The organism is Azospirillum sp. CT11-132, assembly GCF_047302835.1.
In the GTDB taxonomy this organism is placed as follows: Bacteria; Pseudomonadota; Alphaproteobacteria; order Azospirillales; family Azospirillaceae; genus Azospirillum.
In genome coordinates this window covers 1,613,898-1,634,910 of the sequence record NZ_JBGLZA010000003.1, presented here as the reverse complement: position 1 = coordinate 1,634,910, position 21,013 = coordinate 1,613,898, and the positions used below count along the sequence as shown (strand labels likewise).

Here is a 21,013-nt window from a genome sequence, read left to right as displayed (position 1 = left end):
CTACCAGGGGGGCAAGCATTGGTCAATGTGGCCGATGGATCGGGGAAGGGCATAGACCGGCGGTTGCCTTGCGACACGATGTCCGGCCTTATCGCAAGTCACCCGTCCCACACAGGAGTTTCCGCCGCCATGCCGCTCCCCCTCATCGAACAGGCCGATGCCGCACCGGAAGTCCGCGCCGTCTACGACGACATCAAGGCGACGCGCAACGTTCCGGACGTCAACAATTTCTGGAAGATGATCGCCCACCACCCGCCGACCCTGGCGCGGACCTGGGACAGCCTGAAGGAGGTGATGGCCCCCGGCGCGCTGGATCCGCTGGTGAAGGAAATGATCTTCGTCGCGGTCAGCGTCACCAATAACTGCCAATACTGCATCCGCTCGCACGAGGCGGCGGCGCGCCGGCTGGGCATGACCGACGCGCAGTTCGGCGAGCTGATGGCGGTGGTGGGCATGGCCAACGAGACCAACCGCCTTGCCGTCGGCTATCAGGTGGAGCTGGACGAGCGGCTGAAGTGATCGGCGTCAGGCGGCGCGCGGCAGCGCCCGTGCCGCCGCCCCATCCAGACGTCGTTGCGGCAGGCCGTTGATCAGGTCGCTGCGGACGATGAAATGAGCGATGCTGCGGCCGTCGCCCAGCTCCTCGCTGGCGATGCGCTCCACCCGCACCTCCACGTCCCAGCCGATGTTGGCCCAGGCGGTGCGGATGCGGCGGGCCAGTTCGCGGGCGCCGCGCTCGCTGAAGCTGTCGAGGCGACCGGCCGACGGGCCGGGGTGGAAGCGGGGATGGGGCTGGGGCATGGCCGTGTCTCCTTGCTCGGATTCGATGCGCCGGACTGTCCGGCGATCCGCTGAACAAGGAATAGTCCAAAATGGACTATTCAGCCTAACGAAAGACGATACCGAAGCGGTATAGGCGTCAGGGCTCCTGCAGGCCGACCACGGTGTGCAGGGTGTCGAGGTCCTCCAGCGCCACGGCGAACTCGCGGTCGGCCGGACGGTATTCGCGCAGGATCACCGCGTCGGCGCCGCGGCGCACGAACTCCTTCACCAGCACCGCCTTGTTGCGCTTGACCACCACCACGCCGGACCCCGGCGCCGGCGGCTTGTGCGGGTTGACGTGCAGAAGCTGGGCCGGGCGGAAGCGCGGCATCATCGAGTCGCCGACCACATACATGGCATAGGGATCGCGGGCGTTCTTCAGGTAGTCGGGCCGGGCGATCCAGTCGATGGGGCCGTCCTCCAGGAACATCTCCTGATCCACCCCGCCACGCGCCGCCGCCCGCACCGGCATCGAGGCGGCCGCCTGCGCCTGCGGAACCGGTGCCGTGCGGAGCAGCGGCGCGAGCGCCGGGCGGGCGGGGCGGGGCGCTGCCGGGGGGCGCCGGCACATCGAGGCCGAGCAGGAGCGCCGGCTCCACGCCCAGGGGGCGGGCGAGCTTGACCGCCCAATCGACGGTCATCTTGCGCTGGCCGGTCTCCAGCTTGTTGATCTGGGGCTGGGAGGTGCCCGCCAGTTCGGCCAGCTTCTCCTGGCTCAACCCGGCGGCCTGCCGCAGTTCACGCATCGTGGTCATGGGCCGTTCATACCAAATTGGCTTTGAAAAGTCCATAACTGCGGCATAAAGCCAGTTGCGCGTAGAACTCGGCTTGGTTTAAACCATAGCGGCATGACGCTCGACGACTGGCTCACCCGGACCGGAACCAAGGAAGAGGCCTTTGCCGCCCTGATCGGGACGAGCCAGGCCACGGTCAACCGCTACCGCCATGGCCGCCGCGTCCCCCGTCCCGCCGTGATGGCCCGCATCGCCGCGGCCACCGGCGGGCAGGTGACGGCGAACGATTTCCATGGGCTGGGGGAGGGTTAGGGAGGGTGCAAGACGCGCGCAACAAAAAAGGCCCTCTCCCGATGGGAAAGGGCCTTTTTTGTGAAGCTGTCGCTCTTAGGAGAACAGGCTCGACACCGACCGCTCTTCGCTGATGCGCATGATCGCTTCGGCGAGCAGGGGGGCGATGGTCAACTGGCGGATGTTGCGCGACACGCGCACCGCTTCGGTCGCCTGGATGCTGTCGGTGGTGACCAGCTGCTCCAGCGGCGACACGGCGACGCGGGCGACCGCACCGCCGGACAGGACGCCGTGGGTGCAGAAGGCGTGGACCGACTTGGCGCCGGCTTCCATCAGCGCGACCGCGGCGTTGCACAGCGTGCCGCCCGAGTCGACGATGTCGTCGATCAGGATGCAGCGGCGCCCGTTGGCGTCACCGATGATGTTCATCACCTCCGACACGCCGGCGCGCTCGCGCCGCTTGTCGATGATGGCCAGATCGGCGTCCAGGCGCTTGGCCAGCGCGCGGGCGCGCACCACGCCGCCGACGTCCGGCGACACGATGGTGACTTCGCCGATGTTCTCGAAGGACTGGCGAATGTCCTTTTCGAAGACCGGGGCGGCCATCAGGTTGTCGGTGGGGATGTCGAAGAAGCCCTGGATCTGACCGGCGTGCAGGTCCATCGTCAGCACGCGGTTGGCGCCGGCCTGGGTGATCAGGTTGGCGACCAGCTTGGCCGAGATCGGCGTGCGCGGGCCGGTCTTGCGATCCTGCCGGGCGTAGCCGTAGTAGGGGATGACCGCCGTGATGCGCCGGGCCGACCCGCGCCGAAGCGCATCGATCGTCACCAGCAGTTCCATCAGGTTGTCGTTGGCCGGAGCCGAGGTCGACTGGACGACGAACACGTCCTCGCCGCGCACGTTCTCCAGGATCTCGACGAAAACCTCCATGTCGGAGAAACGGCGTACGCTCGCTTTCGTCAGCGGCACGCCGAGACAGGTGGAGATCGCCTCGGCCAGCGGACGGTTGCTGTTGCCGGCAAGCACCTTCATCGGGGTCGGCTCTCTTTGCAGGGATACGGCTCAAGGCACGTTGGACGCTTGCACGCCGTCGCCCCTTGAAAACGGGGCGGACCATAACAAAGGGCCGGGCGCATGTAAACGTTCCATGACGGTGTGGCCTTTCCCCATTGGGGAATGCCGCCCTGCGCGGGCGGCATGACCGTGGCCCACACCGTTGCCCGTTCGGGCTGCTTCAGGTCTGCAGGACGATGGCCGAAAGGCCGCGGCCGTAATCCGATTCGCCCCGAAGGCAGGAGCGGCGATAGCTGAAGAAGCGGTCTTCCTCCGCCACCGTGTCGTTGGGGCAGCGCTGGATCACCGTGACGCCGGAGTCGCCCAGCCGGCGCGTGACGTAGGCGGCCAGATCGAACAGGAAATGGCCGGGCTTGCGGGCCGGGGCGAAATAATCGCGGTTGCGCGGGTCCTCCTCTTCGAACGGGGCGGGGAACTCCGGGCCGACCTCATAGGAGCGCTGGGCGATGCAGGGACCGATGCAGGCGACGATCCGGTTCGGCTTGGCTCCCAACTCCACCATCCGGGCGACGGTCGCCTCGATGACGCCGGCCTTGGCGCCCTTCCAGCCGGCATGGGCGGCGCCGATCACCCGCGCCTTGCTGTCGGCGAACAGCACGGGCGCGCAGTCGGCGGTCAGGATGCCCAGCGCGATCCCCGACTGCCGGGTCGCCATGGCGTCGGCCTTCGGCGCCGTCTCAGGCGTCCACGGTTCCTCCACCACCACGCAGGTTGGGCTGTGGACCTGATGGCAGGTGACGAGATTGCCGGGCTCCACCTCCATGCGTGCCGCGGCGCGGGCGCGGTTCTCATGCACGGCGGCGCTCGAGTCGTTGGAGCCCAGCCCGCAGTTCAGCGAGGCGTAGAGCCCGGTGGATACTCCGCCGGTGCGGGTGAAAAAGGCGTGGCGGATATGTGTGATGTCGTTCAGCGCGCCGAGTGTGATCACGAACGCCGTCCTTCCCTGTTCTGTGGCCTCTCTCATGCCCAACAGGGCAGGGGGCCGCGATGCACCGTCCGCCCGGATTGTTCCGGTGGCGGTTACGGTGCGGTGTCTCTAACCGGTTTCGGCACTTATTGGTCAGAAGCCCGCCGGCGGGGTGGCGTCGGCGAAGGCTCCGGGCGTGGCAAGCGCGACCAGCTTGAACAGCCTGCCCATTTGCGCCGGATCGATCAAGCGGTCCAGCGCGCTGCGGATGTCCTGCGCCTGGGCCGGGCTGGCCTTGGCCGACAGGGCGGCGGCCCGCTGGCGGATGCCCAGCCGGGTCAGCCATTCCCCCTGCTCCACCGGGCCGAAGGACTGGGCGCCGCCCTCCCGCGCCGCGGCGGCGATGCCGGCGAAATCGACATGGGCGGTCAGGTCGGCCTCGCCCGGCGCCTCCAGCACGGGGGCATAGGCATGGCGGCGCATCGCCTGCAGCGTGTCGCCGACCGCCGGACCCTGGGCATAGCCATAGTCGATCACCAGTGCCGCGCCGGGTGCCGCGGCCAGCCGGGCGCCGATCAGCCGCGCCACCGCCTGCGATGCGGGGGAGACCTCGACCACGCTGCCGTCGGGCGCATCGCGGAGTGCGTCCGGCACCAGCCGGCTGCCGGAGCTGCCGAACGCCTCCAGCACGAAGCGGAAGCGCGGCTCGCCTTCCGTGCTGTCGGGGTCGATGTCGACCAGCCGCTCGAACCAGCCATGGTTGGTCTTCTGCACCTGACGGATCGGCAGGGCGTCGAAGAACTCGTTGGCGATCAGGATGGTCGGGCCGTCCGGAACGTCCTCCAGCCGGTCGTGCCATTGGACGGAGTCGCCCAGGATCGGCTGCAGCGTCTGGCGCTGCCGTTCGCGCAGGTGCGGACTGGTTTCCACCAGATGGATGATGGCGTTGTCGCGGAACAGCGGCAGCACCGCCGCCGCCCGCAGCACGTCGGCCATCAGCGTGCCGCGGCCGGGACCCAGCTCCACCAGATGGAAGGGGCCGGGGCCGCCCAGCCGCGCCCATGTATCGACGCACCAGAGCCCGACCAGCTCCCCGAACATCTGGCTGATTTCCGGCGCGGTGGTGAAATCGCCGCCCTTGCCGAACGGGTCGCGCCGCATGTAGTAGCCGAAACGCGGATGGCCCAGCGCCTCCGCCATGAAGGCGCCGACGCTGATCGGCCCGTCCATCACGATGCGGCGGGCCAGCAGGCGGGCCAGACTGTCCGGAGCGGCGCTCTCATCCCCCGCCATGGCGTCAGGCCGGCAGAGCGTGGCGCCGGCCGCGCACGACCAGCCACAACCCGATGGCCAGCATCGGCAGCGACAGCAGCTGTCCCATCGTCGCGCCGGCGAACAGGAAGCCCAACTGCGGGTCGGGTTCGCGGAAGAACTCCACGGTGATGCGCGACAGGCCGTAGCCGATCAGGAACAGCCCGCCGACCGTGCCCGGCCGGTGGCGCAGCGCCGGGGTGCGGATGGCGATCGCCAGCAGGATGAACAGCACCACGCCTTCCAGCGCCGCCTCGTAAAGCTGGCTGGGATGGCGCGGCACCTGCAACGGATCGCGCGGGAACACCATGGCATAGGCGAAGTCGGGGGCCGGCCGGCCATACAGCTCGCCATTGATGAAGTTGGCGATGCGGCCGAAGAACAGCCCGATCGGCGCGCAGGCGGCGATGATGTCGCCGAAGACGAAGGGCGAGATGCCGCGGCGCCAGCAGAACAGCCCGATGGCCGTCAGCACGCCGACCATGCCGCCATGGAAGGACATGCCTCCATGCCAGACCTGAAGGGCGTCCAGCGGATTTTCCATGTAGTAGGGCAGGTTGTAGAACAGCACATAGCCGATCCGCCCGCCCAGGATGGTGCCGATCACCGCCCAGGTCAGGAAGTCGTCAAACTCCTCGGGTTTGGGCCGCAGATCGGGGTCGAGCCGCGCCAGCCCCATGCAATAGCGCCAGCCCAGCACGAACCCGGCCAGATAGGCCAGCGCGTACCAGCGGACGACGACTGGGCCGACGGCGATGGCGACCGGATCGATGGTGGGAAAGGCGACGACTGGCAGGGTGGCGAACATAGGAACTCCGGTCAGCGGTACGGGTCGGGCTGCGACAGGAAATCCTGCACATAGCGCCGGACACCCTCCTCCAGCTCGGTGAAGGGCTGGTCGAACCCGGCGGCGCGCAGGCGATCCGTCGTCGCCTGCGTGAAATATTGGTATTTGCCGCGCAGATGCTCAGGCATGTCGAAGTACTCAATCCGGGGAGGCAGCCCCAGAGCGGCGAAGGTCGCCAGCGCGAGGTCCTTGAAGCTGCGCGACTTGCCGGTGCCGACATTGAACAGGCCGCTGACCTCCGGATGGTCGTACAGCCACAGCATCACCGCGACGCAGTCGTCGACATGGATGAAGTCGCGCAGCTGGCCTCCATCCTCGAAGCCGTCCTTGTGCGACTTGAACAGGCGCGCCGGATTGCCGGCCGTCAGCTGCGGATACAGCTTGGCGACCACGCTCATCATGTCGCCCTTGTGGGCTTCGTTGGGGCCGTAGACGTTGAAGAACTTCAGCCCGGCCCATTGCGGCGGCACGAGGTCGCCGCCGGCGACGGCGCGGGCGATGCGGCGGTCGACCAGATGCTTGGACCAGCCATAGGCGTTCAGCGGCCGCAGCCGCGCCAGTCCCTCGCAGGAACCGTCATCGTCGAAACCGGCGGAACCGTCGCCATAGGTCGCGGCGGAGGAGGCGTAGATCAGCCGGCAGCCGCGCCAGGAACACCAGCGCCACAGGTCCAGCGTCAGCGCGACGTTGTTGGCGACGATCTTGTCGACGTCCCGCTCGGTGGTGGCGGAGATGGCGCCGAGATGGAAGACGGTGTCGATCTCCGCCGCATGCTGGTCGAGGAAGGCCAGCGTCTGCTCCGGCGGCACCAGGGCCGCGACCTCGCGCTTGGCGAGGTTCTGCCACTTCTCGCCGTCACGGAAGCGGTCGATGACCGCCACGTCGGTGATGCCGCGCGCAGCCAATGCCGCGACAAGGTTGGACCCGATGAAGCCGGCCCCGCCGGTGACCACGATCATAGCGCTGTCCGCTGTTGCTCGACGCGTTTCGTGGGGACTTATAGGCGGGCGGGGCGGGCGGGGCAAGGTTGGGGGCGTGCGGGCTGGCGATGCCCCCACCTCAATCCTCCCCCGCTGGGCGGGGGAGGAGGCAAGTGCTGAAACGGGAGAGTGGCGGCAGTCCCTCCCCCGCCCAGCTCTCGCACAAAGCTTCACTTTGTGCTGACGCGGCAGGCGGACCGCAGGTCCGCTGAGAGCGGGGGAGGCTAGGTGGGGGTATCGAAGCCAGAACCTTACCGCGTCGCCCGATTGGCCGCGCTCACCAGCGCCCGCAGGGAGGCGGTCACGATGTCGGCGTCGATGCCCACGCCGAACAGGGTCCTGTCGCCGGTTTTCACCTCGACATAGGCGCAGGCCTGGGCGTCCTCGCCGGAGCCGATGGCGTGCTCGCGGTAATCGACGACGTGCAGGTCGGTGCCGCAGCCCTGGCGCAGGGCGTCCAGGAAGGCGTCGATCGGGCCGTTGCCCTTGCCCTTGGTGGTGATGATCTCGCCGTTCCGGCGCATCACCACGCTCATGGCGCGGGCGCCGGAGTTCGGGCCGCGCGGCTCGGTCGAATGCTCGACCAGTTCCAGCGGGCTGTCGGCGTCCAGATACTCCGCCTTGAAGGCGGCGTGGATGTCGGCAGGCGACAGCTCCTTGCCGGTCTCGTCGGCGACGCGCTGCACGACCTTGGAGAACTCGATCTGCAGGCGGCGCGGGATCTGCAGGCCGTAGTCCTTCTCCAGCACATAGGCGATGCCGCCCTTGCCGGACTGGCTGTTGATGCGGATCACCGCCTCATAGCTGCGGCCCAGATCCTGCGGGTCGATGGGCAGGTACGGGACCTCCCACTTGCCGGTGTTGGACTTGGTCAGCGCCTTCAGGCCCTTGTTGATGGCGTCCTGGTGCGAGCCCGAGAAAGCGGTGAACACCAGCTCGCCGGCATAGGGATGGCGCGGGTGGACCGGCAGCTGCGTGCAGTATTCCGACACGCGGACGATCTCGTTGATGTCGTCGATGTTCAGTTCCGGATCGACGCCCTGGGTGAACATGTTCAGCGCCAGCGTGACGACGTCGACGTTGCCGGTGCGCTCGCCGTTGCCGAACAGGGTGCCTTCGACGCGGTCGGCACCGGCCAGCAGCCCCATCTCAGCCGCGGCGACGCCGGTGCCGCGATCGTTGTGCGGGTGCAGCGAGATGATCGCCGATTCGCGGTTCTTCAGGGTGCGGCAGAACCACTCGATCTGGTCGGCATGCACGTTCGGCATCGACATCTCGACCGTGGCCGGCAGGTTCAGGATGACCTTGTTGGTGGGCGAGGCCCCCCAGGTCTCCATCACCGCCTCGCAGATCTCGACCGCGAAGTCCAACTCGGTGCCGGTGAAGCTTTCCGGCGAGTACTGCAGGACGATCTCGGTTTCCGGCGTTTCGGCGGCCAGTTGCTTGATCAGCTTGGTGCCGGCGATGGCAATGTCGACGATGCCCTGGCGATCCAGCCCGAACACCACGCGGCGCTGCAGCTCGGACGTGGAGTTGTACAGGTGGACGATGGCCCGCTTGGCGCCCTTGATGCCGTCGAAGGTGCGGCGGATCAGTTCCTCACGCGACTGGGTCAGCACCTGGATGGTGACGCCGTCGGGGATCTTGCCCTGCTCGATGATCTCGCGGCAGAAGTCGAAATCGGTCTGCGAGGCGGCTGGGAAGCCGACCTCGATCTCCTTGAAGCCCATGCGCAGCAGCAGGTCGAACATCGCGCGCTTGCGGTCCGGCCCCATCGGCTCGATCAGCGCCTGGTTGCCGTCGCGCAGGTCGACCGAGCACCACATCGGCGCCTTGTCCAGGGTGCGCGACGGCCACTGGCGGTCGGTCAGCTTCACCTGGGGGAAGGGGGCGTATTTGGACGGGGACTTCGGCAGGGTCGGGATATTGGTGGCGGTGCTCATGGCGTCGTTCGGCTCCACTGGCGGCCTCGGGCCCCGGTTTTCAGTGCGGGCAGGAGGCGGCGGATCGGATTTTGAAAGGCGGAGGGACCGGCGAGGGGTACGGCCGCGGAGCCGCCGGAAGTGGCTCAGCGACCGTCGGTAAGTCGCAGTCCCGGCCCCTGCCGGGCGACGCCGATGCCGGCGCCTTTGCAAACATCGCTCATGGAACAGACACTTCGACCGATGGAAATGGTATGCGAACGCGACAAACCCGGACGCTTAAAGCGCCGGGCCGAGAAGTCGAAGAAGAGCGTTCTTGCGGTCGATGGTGTTCATGGGGCGCACTGTGCGCAGGTGCGGCATGGCTGTCAAGCCTGGATTGGCGAAAATCGGACTGCGGGATGCACCAACCATTGCCGCCCTCAGCCCCAGATCAAGTGGTACAGCGTCGGCAGCAGCAGCGCCGTCGCCAGCCCGTTCAGGCCCATGCCCAGCCCGGCGAAGGCACCCGCCACCTCGTTGACCTGAAGCGCGCGGGCGGTGCCGATGCCGTGCGCCGCCACCCCCATCCCGAATCCGCGGGCGCGCCAGTCCTTCACCCGGACAAGGTTCAACACCCAGGTGCCGAGGCTGGCGGCGACGATGCCGGTGATGATGACGAACACCGCGGTCAGCGATGGCAGTCCGCCGATCTGCTCCGACACGCCCATGGCGATCGGGGAGGTGACGGATTTTGGCGCCATCGACAGGATCGTCACCTTCGTGCCACCGCAGATCCAGACCAGCACCACCGCGCTGAGTGCCGAGGCGGCCGACCCGACCAGCAGCGCCACCATCATTGCCAGGGCCGAGCGCCGCACCTCCTGGAACTGGTTGTAGAGCGGGACGGCCAGCGCCACCGTGGCCGGGCCGAGGAGGAAATGGACGAACTGCGCGCCGTCGAAGTAGGTGCGGTAATCGATGCCCGACAGGCTCAGCGTGCCGGCGATCAGGACGACGGCGATCAGCACCGGGTTCAGCACCGGGCGGCGGCCCAGCTTCTCGAACACCCACAGGCCGATCTGGTAGGCGACCAGGGTCAGCGTCAGCCCGGCCAGCGGGCTGGCAGACAGATAGACCCAGATCTGGTGGAGATCGGCGCTCATGTCCGGTCTCCCTTCGCCGAATTCCCGGCCGGCTGTACGTCCTCCAGCCGCGGATCGCTGCGGCTCAACAGGAAGGCCATCACCTTGGCGGTCACCGCAATGCCGAACAGGGTGCTGCCGAACAGGGCGACGATGATCGGCAGCGCCTCCGTCTCCAGGCGGGTGACATGCACCATCACGCCGACGCCGGCCGGCACGAACAGCAGGGACAGGTGACGCAGAAGCCCGCCGGCGGTGTCCTGGATCGCGGCCGGCACGCCGCCGCGCAGCAGCAGGCCGGCGAACAGCAGCAGCATGCCCAGCACCGGGCCGGGGATCGGCAGGTGCAGCAGGCGGGCGGCCAACTCGCCGGCCAGTTGGCAGAGCAGCAGGAGCGTCAGGGTTCCGAGCATCGCGGACTCCGATGGAAGGGGCGCTGTGCGTCCCTTCTACCGCAGTTGCGAAGGCGCCGGGCTGCATTCCGCGAATGCGAGCCTCGCGAATCGGCGATGAAGCTGGCTGGAATGCGGAAAGGGAGTTATTGCAGCTTGGTGCGGGCGTGCAGACCGCGGCGGACGACGGATTGGGCCTCCACCGTCACTTCCTTCTTCCCGAACAGGCGCAGGAAGATGGCGTTGACGGTGGCGTGGGCGCTGACCGTCAGCGTGCCGGCCGCCGCATCCTCGGCGATCGTCAGCGGCGACAGGTTCGATCCCAGAAAGCCGTTGGGGAAGGCCTTGTCGAAGAAACTGCGGATGTGGCCGTCGCGTTGCGAATCGAACATCACCCGACCGCCGGCCAATGCGGCGGCATCGACGGCTTGCGACAGCCGCGCCTCCACGGCATAGCTGCGCAGAGCATCGACGGTGCAGCCGGCGCCCAAAGCGGTCGGAATGGCGAGGATCAGCGCGACCACCAGAAGCAGGTGGCGGCCCGTCCGCCGGTCTTCGTGCCCGCCATAGGGCAGGGGACGATAGACCAAAGTCATTGCCGGCCTCCTAAGCAATTGCCTATGCAGAAAGGAGTGTTTTCGTTGGATGCATTACTCTTAGCATCATCCGACAAGCAGGCAAACCAGGAAATGCAGCAAAAGCACAGCAAAAATCGCGTCGCAAATTGCTATGTATTTTACGCAAAGGCGGTAACTCGAATTTGCGATGCTGCCCGCAAAGGGTAGAGCCCTCCACAGCAGGGGGAAAGCGCAGTCTCGACTTTGAAAACGCCTCCGAACCGAAATAGAGCCGAGACAAAAGCGGGGCAATCGGCCGTCGATCGAGCGCTGTTAAGGGTTCGTTCGTCCTCTCCGCCGGTAGGCTGGCATCCTGACGCCTTGATCCATGCCGGAGCCGCCAGCGATGCCGTTCTTCCAAATTCCTTTCCGCCACCGTTCAGGGGCGCGCCGGCCGGGCCGGCCGCTGCTGGATCATGCGCTGGCGGTTGCGCTGGTGGCGCTGCTGCTGTTCGGGCTGTCGGGGGAGGTGCGCGGCGCGCTGGCCGGCCTCATGACGCAGGTGGAGGGGGCACGGGCGGCGGTCATGGCGCGCTGAACACGCACGCGGCTTCTCCGTTTCCGTTCTGCCGGCTAGACTCGGCATGAAATGACGGGGAGACGGCCCGATGAAGGGCGGCGTTTGGCGCGTGGTGATGCTTGGACTGGCGGTGGCCGCGGCCGCGCTGGTCTTTCTTGGCGTGGAAATCACGCAACTGGCGGCCGATAACCGCACCGCCTTCACCCGCGGGCTGGCGATCTGCGGACTGGGCCTGCTGGCGGTCTGGTTCGTCTTCTCCCGCCTGTCGCGCCATTTCCGCGACCTCGACCGTCTGTCGGACCGCCTGTCCGGTGCCCGTAGCCGGGTGGATCTGGAGCCGATCTCCGGCGGACCGGGCGGCGAGCTGGCGCGTCTTGCCGAAGCGGCGAGCCTCGCCCGTGGCGGTGAGCGCGGGCTTGGCGACGGCCCTCTGGGGGTCGGACCGCTTGGGGGCGGACGCGCGGACCGGGCGTTGCGGGCGGTGCTGGCCTTGGCCGACGATCCCCTGCTGGTCCTCGACGAACTCGGGCATGTGGAACAGCTGAACCCCGCCGCCGCAAGGCTGCTGGCGGTGGAGGAGGGGGCCGACATCGGCAAGTCCCTGCTTCGCGACGATCTGGCCCGTGCGATGGAGCGGGCGCGCGGTGGCGGCGCTCCCGTCACCGCCGTGCTGCGCCGGATCGAAGAGGGCGAGCTGTCGGCACGGATCGCCGATCTGGGTCTGAGCGCCGGTGCGATCCTGTCCTTCCCCGCCCGTGGCATGGCCCATGCCGCCGGGCTCAGCGGCAAGCGCACGCTCAGCCTGCGAGTGGCCCATGCCGCCGGCCCGCTCGGTGATGAGGAGCCGCTGGCGGCCTTGCCCTTCGTCGCGCTCTGGGTGGCGACGGCGGGGATGGAGCCGGACAGCGGTCCTGTGATCGCGATCGGCACCGTGCGGCTGGTGGGATCGCGCATCTTCCCCACCGTGTCGCTCGCCCTGCTGATCGACCCCATCGACCCCGTCCCGGCCGAAGCGACCGCCCGTCACGGCATCGGCACCGTCATGGTGGCGGGCGAGCGCCCGTTCGCCGCGGTGTGGCCGGCGATCCAGGACGCGCTGCACAACTGCATCGCCGTCGGCATCGGCATCGACTCGAGCCTCTCCGCCCTCGCGCGGTCGGCCGCCCAGGCGGGTATCGCCGATCCGACGCTGCCGCCGTCGCTCGACCTCGGGGCATTGGCGGCGGCGTTGGATCCAGCTTTGGCCGGCGCGTCGCCCGACCGGTTGGCCGAGGCCTTCGGCGTGCCCCGCCACCCGCGCAATGGTCCGCAGGGGGAGGCGCTGTTCCAGGCCGAACTGGCCGTGGCGCTGCTGTCCCGCCTGACGGAGCGCGGGATCCTCACCCAGGGGCAGGCGCGGGCGCTGACCGCCGGCGCGGGCGGACAAATCTCCCCGCAAGTCTCTCCTTAAGCATCTTCCGCCAGCCGGAACCCGCTCACCGACAGCCGGGTCTCCGGCCGCAGATAGTGTCGCGTCCAGGGGCCGGCATGGTCGAAGGGAGTCAGACAACTGCCCCCGCGCAGGACCATGCGGTTGGCGGCAAGCCGGCCGTTGACCGCCTCGTCCGGAACGGCCTTTTCCGCGCCGTGGGGCCGGCGGTAGCCGGGGTACGTCAGGAAGGCGTCGCCGGTCCATTCCCACACATCGCCGCACATCTGCCAGGGGCCGGTGCCGTGGCAGGTCCCGGCGCGGGGATGACGGTGGCCGGAGCCCAGCAGATTGCCCATGCTGTCGCAGCCGGCGGCGACCGCCTCCCACTCCGCCTCCCGCGGCAGGCGCTTGCCGGCCCAGCGGGCGTAGGCGTCGGCCTCGTACCAGCTGACATGGCAAACCGGCTCGTCGGGGTCGAGCGGTTGCATGCCGTACAGGGTGAAGACCTGCCAGCGGGCGCCGGACCCGAAGCCGCCGCGCTCCCAATAGAGCGGGGCGCTCCAGCCTTCGGCGTGCGCGGTCTCCCAGCCGTCGGTGAGCCAGAGCGAGCGGTCGCTGTAGCCGCCGGCGTCGATGAAGGCCAGGAACTCGCCGCAGGTGACCGGGCGGGCGGCCAGCCGGTAGGGTTCCAGCCAGACGCGGTGGCGCGGGCTTTCATGGTCGAAACCGGGCAGCGGCGCCGGCCTGCCGACCTCGACGAGGCTGCCGGGCTGCGCCAGCCAGCCATCGGGCGGGGCGCCGAGATGCGGGTGGTCCGGCGCCTCTTCATAGGCCGGACGCAGCGGGTTGCACCACAGGGCGTGCTTGATGTGCAGCAGCATCCGCTCCTGGTGGCGCCGTTCATGGGCGATGGCCATCATCAGCGCCGATTCGGCGGCCTCCCAAAGCGACCCGTCCAGCGCGTCGATCAAATGCAGCACCGCACCGTTGATCTGGTCGCGGTGGCGCATGATCTCGGCCGCCGTCGGACGCGACAGCACGCGGGGAGGCGCGGGGCCGCCGTCGGTGCGGGCGGCGAACAGGTCGAGGAAGGCCGGGTCGGCCGGCCGGTAGCCGGGGCTGAAGGGGATCAGCACCGCGACCTCGAACAGCCAGCTGGTGTGGGCGAGGTGCCATTTCGCCGGCGCGCCGTCCGCCACCGTCTGCACCATCAGGTCTTCCGGCGACAGGGTGGCGACCAGCTCGGCGGTGCGGGCGCGCGCCTTCTGGAAGCGGGTGGCGAGCGTTTGCCGGCGCTCAGCGGCGGACAATCCGGCTGACGGTGCGGTGGGTGGCTCGGCGATCGGGCTGGCATGGGTGTCGGGCACGGGCGGTCCCTCCGAAATCCAGAGCTTTTCGGAGAGTGTCCGCCCGGAGCGCCCCTTTTGGAATGCATGCATCCGTGGTGTCGCCGTCACCGCAAATAGTGGCTGCGACCGGATGCCGCACCGGCAAGGGCGCGGAAGATGCTGGAAGGGTGTGCCAAAAACGAAAAGGCCGCCAGAAAGGCGGCCTTGTTCATTCGAAGCACAGCTCAGTGTCGGACAAGCCTTACTTGATCTTGGCTTCCTTGAACTCGACGTGCTTGCGCGCCACCGGGTCGTACTTGCGGAACGACAGCTTCTCGGTGGTCTTCTTCGGGTTCTTCTTCTTGACGTAGAAGAAACCGGTGTCTGCCGTGCTCACCAGCTTGATGAGGACGGTGTTCTGCTTGGCCATGATCTCGATCCCGACAAAAAATCCGTGCCCCGCCGGCCCGGCGGGGGCGGCGTCGTAGCGGCGGAAAATACCGTCTGACGCCGCAATGTCAAGCGTTATGGGCGGGGAAATCGGCGTCCGACGGCAATTGCCACAGCGCCGCCGCCCTCCGATCCGCTCAGCGCTCCGCCACGGTGTTGACAACCGCGGAGGCGACCGCCCGCTGGTACAGCGCCGGCTCCGCCAACAGCCGCATGGCGACCTGCAGGTCCAGTTCCGGCTCATGCTCCTTCCACGGGCAGGCTTCGCGCAGGGCGTTCAGCGCATGTTCGTCGTCGGCCGCCTTGGACCGCCAGCTGGCGATCTGGGCCGGGCGCAGACGCCCTTCGCGCAGGTCGGACAACAGCGCCTCCGGATCGGTCTGGCCGGCCCGGCTGGTGCAGACGGTGGGCTGCACGCCCTGGCGATGCAGGGTGTAGCCGGCCGGCGTGTAGATGCGGCTCCAGGTCAGGAACAGCTCGCCGTCGTTGGGAAGGCGGTTGACCGTCTGGACGCTGCCCTTGCCGTAGCTGGAGGCCCCCACCACCACCGCGCGGCCGGAGTCCTGCAGTGCGGACGCCACAACCTCGGCCGACGAGGCGGACCGGCCATCGACCAGAACCACCAGCGGCAGCCCGTCGAGCAGGTCGTCGGGGTTGGCGTCGAAGCGCTGGCGGCTTTCGGGATTGCGTCCTTCGGTGGAGATGATCCGGCCGCGGCGGATGAACAGGTCGGCGACCGCGACCGCCTGGTCCAGCAGCCCGCCCGGATTGCCGCGCAGGTCCAGAACCATGCCCTGCAGCGTCGGGCCGGCCGCCTGCCGGATGGAGGTCACCGCCGACCGCAGGCTGGAGGCCGTGGTGGCGTTGAAGCGGTCGAGCTTGACGATGCCGACGTCGCCGGACAGCGAATAGGTGACGGTGTTCGGCACCACCCGTTCGCGGCGCAGGGGCAGCCGGCGGGGAGCGCCGCCGTCGCGGGCGACGGTGAGGGTGAGCAGGGTTCCGGTGGGGCCGCGCAGACGCTCGCGCATGTCCGCCGCGGTCATCCGCGTCGTCAGGTCGCCGTCGATCGCCAGCAGCAGGTCGCCGCCGACGATGCCGGCGCGCTCGGCCGGGCTGTGCGGCATGACGTCGTGCACGGTGACGCGGCCGTTGGTGGCGCTGTCCAGCGAAATTCCGACGCCTCCGTAGCCTTCGCGCTGGGCGCGCTCGTTGCTGGCGCGCTGGACGCCGGTATAGCGGGAATAGCCGTCGAGGTCGGCGGTGACGCCGTCGAAGACGACCTGATACAGCCGTTCCGGCGTCGCCTTCGCCAGGATCGGCGACTGGCTGCGGGCGCGGTCGATGATGCGGGTGGTCAGAACCGCCCAGCCGGCGGCATCGCGGTCCGCCGCGGCGCCATACTCCGCCGCCAGCGCGCCAGATACGTACAGGCGTACGGTGTTGCCGGTCTGCTCCACCGTCACCGACGGATCGATGGTGCTCAGGCCCTTCATCCCGTCCATCCCCAGACGGTCGAAGGAAACCGGGTCCAGATAGACCTCGGCGATCTTGTTGAAGCCGACGGTGAAGACCTGTTCCGTCACCGGGGGCGGCGGCGCGACGATCGCGACCTGCGGCGGCCCGGCGAAGGCGGTGGTGGCGAACAGGGCGGCGGTGGGAAGCTGGAGCGCCAGATGTCGGAGCGAACGGCTCAGGCGGCGCGCCAAGTTCGACATCGCGGGGATCCGGAAAGACGGCAAGTTAAAAGGCGGCACTCGGGGCGGTGCATTCGGATCGCACACGCCGTGATCGCACAGGTTGTGATCGAACTGGGCCATGGGGCGAACCGCGGCCTCCCTTTCCTGCAGCCGGACCGGACGAGGATGTTGCCGATCCCGGATGGGTGATAGATACACCTTCGTTCAGGAGGCCGGGCGGGACAAAATTACGGGCCGCACCACAATGTCGCGGATTGTCCGATTCTGTGTCGCCAAGGTCACGCTGGTATGGTGGCGATGTGGCCAAAGCTTGGCCGCGCCACGATTCGGCCACATTGCTCAAGCGTTGCCGTTGTGCAACGGTGCCGACGGCTTCCGAGTCGTCAGCCTGAGTCGGCCAGCCGGAAGAGCGTGCTGCCGCTGACCGGATCGGCCTCCACCAGCACCACCTTGACCGGGCTGCTGAGGCGGTACGTCCGCCCCGTACGCTGCCCGACCAGCGCGTGTGCGGCCTCGTCATGATCGTACCTGTCGTCGGGCAGGCTGCTGGCCGGGATCAGGCCGTCGGCGCCGCTTTCGTCCAGCCGGACGAACAGCCCGAAGCGGCTGACGCCGGAGATGCGGCCACTGAAGCGTTCCCCCACCCGGTCGGCCAGGAAGGCGGCGGTGTAGCGGTCCACCGCGTCGCGCTCGGCCACCGCGGCACGGCGTTCGGTGCCGGACAGATGCTCGCCGATCTCCGCCAGTCGGCCCAGCGTCTCGTCGTCCAGCCCGCCGACGCCCAGCCCCAGCGTGCGGATCAGCGCCCGGTGGACGATCAGGTCGGCATAGCGGCGGATCGGCGAGGTGAAATGGGCGTAGCGGTGCAGTGCCAGCCCGAAATGGCCGATGTTGTCCGGGCTGTAGGCGGCCTGGGCCTGGGCGCGCAGGATCACCTCGCTGACCAGCGGCGCGTGCGAGGTGCCCTCCACCTTGCGCAGGATGCGGGTGAAGTGGCTGGGCGTCAGGTCGGCGCTCTTTGCCAGCGGATGTCCGATCTCCGCCAGGAAGCCGCGCAGCGCCTCCATCTTGTCCATGGAGGGACGGTCGTGGATGCGGTACAGGCCGGGCATGGTGCGCCGTTCCAGCACCTCCGCCGCGGCGACGTTGGCGGCGATCATGAACTCCTCGATCAGCCGGTGGCTGTCGCGCCGTTCGCGCCGGGCGATCTCGGCGACCCGGCCGCGCTCGTCGATCAGCACCCGGCGTTCGGGCAGGTCCAACTCCAGCGTGCCGCGTTTGGCGCGGGCGGCGGCCAGTCGGGCGTACGCGCCGAACAGCGGGGCGATCACGCCGTCGGCCAGCGGCGCCGTTTCCTCGTCCGGCCGGCCGTCGTGGCAATCCTGCACCTGTTCATAGGTCAGCCGCGCCGCCGACCGCATGAGTCCGCGGACCAGCCGATGCCGGATCAGCACACCGTTGCGGTCGATCCACAGGTGGAAGGCCAAGCAGGCGCGATCCTCCCCCGGCCGGAGCGAACACAGGCCGTTCGACAGCGCCTCCGGCAGCATCGGCACGACGCGGTCAGGGAAGTACACCGAGTTGCCGCGCTCGTACGCTGTCCAGTCGAGCGCCGATCCGGGGCGTACGTAATAGGACACGTCGGCGATGGCGACGATCAGGTGCCAGCCTTCCGGGTTCTCGGGGTCGCTGTCCGGCTCCGCCCACACGGCATCGTCGAAGTCGCGGGCGTCGGCGCCGTCGATGGTCACCAGCGGGATGTTGCGCAGATCCTCCCGCTGCATCAGCGCCGGCACCGCCGCCAGTTCCGCCTCGCGCAAGGCGGCATGCGGGAAGGCGGTGGGGATGCCGTGGGCGTGGATGGCGATCAGGCTGAAGGCGCGCGGCTCGTCGGTGGAGCCGAGACGCTCCACCACGCGGGCCTGCGGCTGGCCGGCGCGCCCGGCCGGCAGGATGTCGGCGAAGACGAGATCGCCCGCTTCGGCCTCGCCACGGTTGGGCGGCAGCACCAGGAACTCGGTCTTGTGGCGGCGGTCGGTCGGGTGGATGCGGCCGCCATCGGCGCTCGGCCGGTAGACGCCGAGGATGCGGCCCTCGCGCTCGCCGTCAATGCGGCGGATGACGCGGGCTTCGTACAGGCGGTCGTTGATGCGGGCGAGCTTCGCCAGCAGCGTGTCGCCGACCGCCAGCGGCTTGTCCTCCCCCCGCGACTTCTTTTCCGGCAGCAGGAAGATGCGCGGCGGGTCGCCCTCGCCGGTCCAGGTCAGCGGGCGGGCCGACAACTCGCCCTCCGCATCGGCGCCGGTGACCAGCAGCACGGCGACGGCAGGCAGCGCCTGCGGCGGGGCCATCCGCTTGTTGCGTCCACGTTCCACCGCGCCGTCCGCCTCCAGTTCGCGCAGCAGGTCCTTCAACGTCTCGCGGTCGGCTGATCCGGACAGCTTGAAGGCGCGGGCGATCTCGCGCTTGCCGACCGGGGTGGTGCTGGACCGGATGAAGGCGAGGATGGCGTCCTTGCTGGGGAAATGGCTGTCGGTCACTGGGCGGGCAGTCCGTCGGTTCTTGTCGCTGGTATGGCTATATAGGGATCAATCAGCATCAGGGCTCGTCGCCCACGGTCTGCCAGCCATCGCACGGATGGCGTCGCTGCGCTCCAGCGCCTCGCGGAAGCCGGCGAGCGGGAAGCGCACCTCCGTTTTCTCGCCGGCCGGCGACTGACCGACGATGGAGACCTCCGGCGCCGGAGCCATCTTCTCCACCATGCGGCGGTTGATGTCGGGATCGGTCACGGCGCAGGTGTTCGTCTCGAACCGGTAGGGCTTGCAGGGGGAGTCGGGCTTGAACACCGCCCGGTCGGCCCAGACCCGCACCAGCTTGTCGAGGTCCAGCGCTTCGGCATTCACGCGAAAGCGCAGCCCCTCGCGCCATTTGTCGGTCGAGCGCAGCCAGACCAGCCGGGCGGTGCGGTCGTTGGTGCCGCGGGCGGTCAACTCGCACTCCACCTGCCGCGTGCCGGTCCAGAGCTGACAGTAGAGCTTCCAGGACTTGAAGGTCTCGTCGAACTCCTGAAAGGGCTTGTCGGCTGCCAAAGCCGCTGGTACGGCGGCGATCAGCGTCGCCAGGGCGAGGATCAGGCGCTGTCCGTGGCGGCGAACGGGCATGGAACGATCACTCCCGCCGTTCCGCCCGGCGCCGCAGCAGGTGGTCGGCCAGCACGCAGGCCATCATCGCCTCGCCCACGGGGACGGCGCGGATGCCGACGCAGGGGTCGTGGCGGCCCTTGGTCAGGATGTCGGTGTCGTTGCCGGCGGTGTCGACCGTCTGGCGCGGCGTCAGGATCGAGCTGGTCGGCTTCACCGCGAAGCGCACGACGATGTCCTGCCCGGTGGAGATGCCACCCAGGATGCCGCCGGCATTGTTGGACAGGAACTGCGGCTGTCCGTCCGAACCCATGCGCATCTCGTCGGCGTTCAACTCGCCGGTCAGTTCCGCGGCGGCGAAGCCGTTGCCGATCTCCACACCCTTCACCGCGTTGATGGTCATCATCGCGCAGGCGAGGTCGCTGTCCAGCTTGTCATAGAGCGGGTCGCCCAGCCCCACCGGCACGCCGGACGCCACCAACTCCACCACCGCGCCGACGGAGGAGCCGCTCTTGCGGATGCCGTCAAGATACTCGGCCCACTGGGTGGCCGCGACCGGATCGGGGCAGAAAAAGGGATTGTTGTCGATCTCCGCCCAGTCCCAGCGGCTGCGGTCGATCTTGTGCGGGCCGATCTGCACCAGGGCGCCGCGCACCTGGATGGCGGACCCCAGCACCTTGCGCGCCACCGCGCCGGCGGCGACCCGGCAGGCGGTTTCCCGCGCCGAGGAGCGTCCGCCACCACGGTAATCGCGGATGCCGTATTTCTGCCAGTAGGTGTAGTCGGCATGGCCGGGGCGGAATTTCCCGGCGATGTCGCTGTAGTCCTTGGATCGCTGGTCGGTGTTCTCGATCAGCAGCGAGATCGGCGTGCCGGTCGTCTTGCCTTCGAACACGCCGGACAGGATCTTCACCTGATCGGGTTCCTGGCGCTGGGTGGTGTAGCGCGACTGGCCGGGCCGGCGCTTGTCCATCCAGGGCTGGATGTCGGTTTCCGCCACGAGGTCGATCAGCGACGGGCAGCCGTCCACGACGACGCCGATGGCCGGTCCGTGGCTCTCGCCCCAGGTGGTGAAGCGGAAAAGCGTGCCGAAGCTGTTGCCGGCCATGGTGACATCCTCCCGAAACGAACCCGCGACCGCAAAGCGGTTGCGCGCGTTTCTTGCGGCCTTTCGGCGGCAAGGTCAAGGAAGCGATGCGCTGATTTTTTAAGGGAGTTTTTTAAAGGAGGATGGTGCTGCCAGAGAGGATTGAACTCTCGACCTCTCCCTTACCAAGGGAGTGCTCTACCACTGAGCTACGGCAGCGCCGGATACGAACGCCTGGTCACAGGATCGGAGGAATGGTGCTGCCAGAGAGGATTGAACTCTCGACCTCTCCCTTACCAAGGGAGTGCTCTACCACTGAGCTACGGCAGCCCCGATAACCGATCATCGCCGGGGCG

21 protein-coding genes, 2 tRNA genes and 1 pseudogene are annotated in these 21,013 nt (G+C 68.5%); 4 read left to right on the top strand and 20 right to left on the bottom strand.

All coding sequences use genetic code 11. The features are described 5' to 3' along the window. Positions 1-129 precede the first annotated feature (129 nt). Positions 130-519, top strand: a complete 390-nt coding sequence (locus ACCD06_RS13530) for a carboxymuconolactone decarboxylase family protein (RefSeq protein WP_109157692.1) — start codon at positions 130-132, stop codon at positions 517-519. A gap of 6 nt (positions 520-525) precedes the next feature. On the opposite strand, the gene ACCD06_RS13525 is transcribed toward ACCD06_RS13530, so the two are convergent. The 3 genes and pseudogenes from ACCD06_RS13525 to ACCD06_RS13515 all read right to left on the bottom strand — a co-directional run. Continuing rightward, entirely contained in the window at positions 526-801 is a 276-nt protein-coding gene (locus ACCD06_RS13525) for a hypothetical protein (RefSeq protein WP_413341216.1), read from the bottom strand. Between the two features lie 118 nt (positions 802-919). Beyond that, the gene (locus tag ACCD06_RS13520) at positions 920-1,393 is read right to left on the bottom strand and encodes a helix-turn-helix transcriptional regulator (protein WP_413341214.1); all 474 of its coding nucleotides are present in this window, start codon (positions 1,391-1,393) and stop codon (positions 920-922) included. A gap of 70 nt (positions 1,394-1,463) precedes the next feature. Beyond that, positions 1,464-1,568, bottom strand: a pseudogene (locus ACCD06_RS13515) (helix-turn-helix domain-containing protein); the annotation flags it as partial. A gap of 102 nt (positions 1,569-1,670) precedes the next feature. On the opposite strand from ACCD06_RS13515, the gene ACCD06_RS13510 reads away from it, so the two are divergent. Next, positions 1,671-1,868: a helix-turn-helix domain-containing protein gene (locus ACCD06_RS13510; protein ID WP_413341212.1), complete on the top strand. Its 198-nt coding sequence runs from the start codon at positions 1,671-1,673 to the stop codon at positions 1,866-1,868. A 75-nt stretch (positions 1,869-1,943) separates the two neighbouring features. Here ACCD06_RS13510 and ACCD06_RS13505 read toward each other — a convergent pair whose 3' ends face one another. The 9 genes from ACCD06_RS13505 to ACCD06_RS13465 form a co-directional block, all read right to left on the bottom strand. Continuing rightward, entirely contained in the window at positions 1,944-2,879 is a 936-nt protein-coding gene (locus ACCD06_RS13505; RefSeq protein WP_085090015.1) for a ribose-phosphate pyrophosphokinase, read from the bottom strand. 202 nt (positions 2,880-3,081) lie between these two features. Continuing rightward, positions 3,082-3,849: a peptidoglycan editing factor PgeF gene (gene pgeF, locus ACCD06_RS13500; RefSeq protein ID WP_413341209.1), complete on the bottom strand. Its 768-nt coding sequence runs from the start codon at positions 3,847-3,849 to the stop codon at positions 3,082-3,084. 132 nt (positions 3,850-3,981) lie between these two features. Beyond that, positions 3,982-5,121: a class I SAM-dependent methyltransferase gene (locus ACCD06_RS13495; RefSeq protein ID WP_413341207.1), complete on the bottom strand. Its 1,140-nt coding sequence runs from the start codon at positions 5,119-5,121 to the stop codon at positions 3,982-3,984. A gap of 4 nt (positions 5,122-5,125) precedes the next feature. After that, positions 5,126-5,947 carry a prolipoprotein diacylglyceryl transferase gene (lgt, locus tag ACCD06_RS13490; protein WP_413341205.1) on the bottom strand — a complete coding sequence of 274 codons (822 nt, stop codon included), beginning with the start codon at positions 5,945-5,947 and terminating at the stop codon, positions 5,126-5,128. A gap of 11 nt (positions 5,948-5,958) precedes the next feature. Continuing rightward, complete coding sequence (gene rfaD / locus ACCD06_RS13485) at positions 5,959-6,945, bottom strand: ADP-glyceromanno-heptose 6-epimerase (protein WP_413341203.1); 987 nt, start codon at positions 6,943-6,945, stop codon at positions 5,959-5,961. A 272-nt stretch (positions 6,946-7,217) separates the two neighbouring features. Further along, complete coding sequence (gene leuA, locus ACCD06_RS13480; protein ID WP_136704411.1) at positions 7,218-8,909, bottom strand: 2-isopropylmalate synthase; 1,692 nt, start codon at positions 8,907-8,909, stop codon at positions 7,218-7,220. Between the two features lie 401 nt (positions 8,910-9,310). Beyond that, on the bottom strand, positions 9,311-10,033 hold the full coding sequence (locus tag ACCD06_RS13475) for an LrgB family protein (RefSeq protein WP_413341201.1): 723 nt from the start codon (positions 10,031-10,033) through the stop codon (positions 9,311-9,313). Continuing rightward, entirely contained in the window at positions 10,030-10,425 is a 396-nt protein-coding gene (locus ACCD06_RS13470) for a CidA/LrgA family protein (RefSeq protein ID WP_136704409.1), read from the bottom strand. Before ACCD06_RS13470 ends, ACCD06_RS13475 begins: the two co-directional genes overlap by 4 nt. A 125-nt stretch (positions 10,426-10,550) precedes the next feature. After that, complete coding sequence (locus tag ACCD06_RS13465) at positions 10,551-11,000, bottom strand: pilus assembly protein TadG-related protein (protein WP_109074054.1); 450 nt, start codon at positions 10,998-11,000, stop codon at positions 10,551-10,553. A gap of 367 nt (positions 11,001-11,367) precedes the next feature. On the opposite strand from ACCD06_RS13465, the gene ACCD06_RS13460 reads away from it, so the two are divergent. Next, positions 11,368-11,559 (top strand): hypothetical protein, encoded by a 192-nt coding sequence (locus tag ACCD06_RS13460; RefSeq protein ID WP_413341198.1) that lies wholly within the window; start codon positions 11,368-11,370, stop codon positions 11,557-11,559. A gap of 70 nt (positions 11,560-11,629) precedes the next feature. Continuing rightward, the gene (locus ACCD06_RS13455; RefSeq protein WP_413341196.1) at positions 11,630-12,991 is read left to right on the top strand and encodes a PAS domain-containing protein; all 1,362 of its coding nucleotides are present in this window, start codon (positions 11,630-11,632) and stop codon (positions 12,989-12,991) included. Here ACCD06_RS13455 and egtB read toward each other — a convergent pair. The 8 genes from egtB to ACCD06_RS13415 all read right to left on the bottom strand — a co-directional run bounded on the left by egtB (position 12,988) and on the right by ACCD06_RS13415 (position 20,987). Continuing rightward, positions 12,988-14,319: an ergothioneine biosynthesis protein EgtB gene (egtB, locus tag ACCD06_RS13450; protein WP_413341194.1), complete on the bottom strand. Its 1,332-nt coding sequence runs from the start codon at positions 14,317-14,319 to the stop codon at positions 12,988-12,990. The genes ACCD06_RS13455 and egtB overlap by 4 nt on opposite strands. Positions 14,320-14,542: 223 nt before the next feature. Beyond that, complete coding sequence (rpmG, locus tag ACCD06_RS13445; RefSeq protein WP_012974790.1) at positions 14,543-14,710, bottom strand: 50S ribosomal protein L33; 168 nt, start codon at positions 14,708-14,710, stop codon at positions 14,543-14,545. 157 nt (positions 14,711-14,867) lie between these two features. Then, complete coding sequence (locus tag ACCD06_RS13440; RefSeq protein WP_413341191.1) at positions 14,868-16,448, bottom strand: S41 family peptidase; 1,581 nt, start codon at positions 16,446-16,448, stop codon at positions 14,868-14,870. Between the two features lie 365 nt (positions 16,449-16,813). Beyond that, positions 16,814-18,970, bottom strand: a complete 2,157-nt coding sequence (gene rnr / locus ACCD06_RS13435) for a ribonuclease R (RefSeq protein WP_413341189.1) — start codon at positions 18,968-18,970, stop codon at positions 16,814-16,816. 48 nt (positions 18,971-19,018) lie between these two features. After that, on the bottom strand, positions 19,019-19,591 hold the full coding sequence (locus ACCD06_RS13430; protein WP_413341187.1) for a hypothetical protein: 573 nt from the start codon (positions 19,589-19,591) through the stop codon (positions 19,019-19,021). Positions 19,592-19,598: 7 nt separating this feature from the next. Next, on the bottom strand, positions 19,599-20,678 hold the full coding sequence (gene aroC, locus ACCD06_RS13425; RefSeq protein ID WP_109074047.1) for a chorismate synthase: 1,080 nt from the start codon (positions 20,676-20,678) through the stop codon (positions 19,599-19,601). A 123-nt stretch (positions 20,679-20,801) separates the two neighbouring features. After that, positions 20,802-20,876: transfer RNA gene (locus tag ACCD06_RS13420), tRNA-Thr, on the bottom strand. Positions 20,877-20,912: 36 nt separating this feature from the next. Beyond that, positions 20,913-20,987 (bottom strand) — tRNA-Thr (locus ACCD06_RS13415). Positions 20,988-21,013 lie beyond the last annotated feature (26 nt).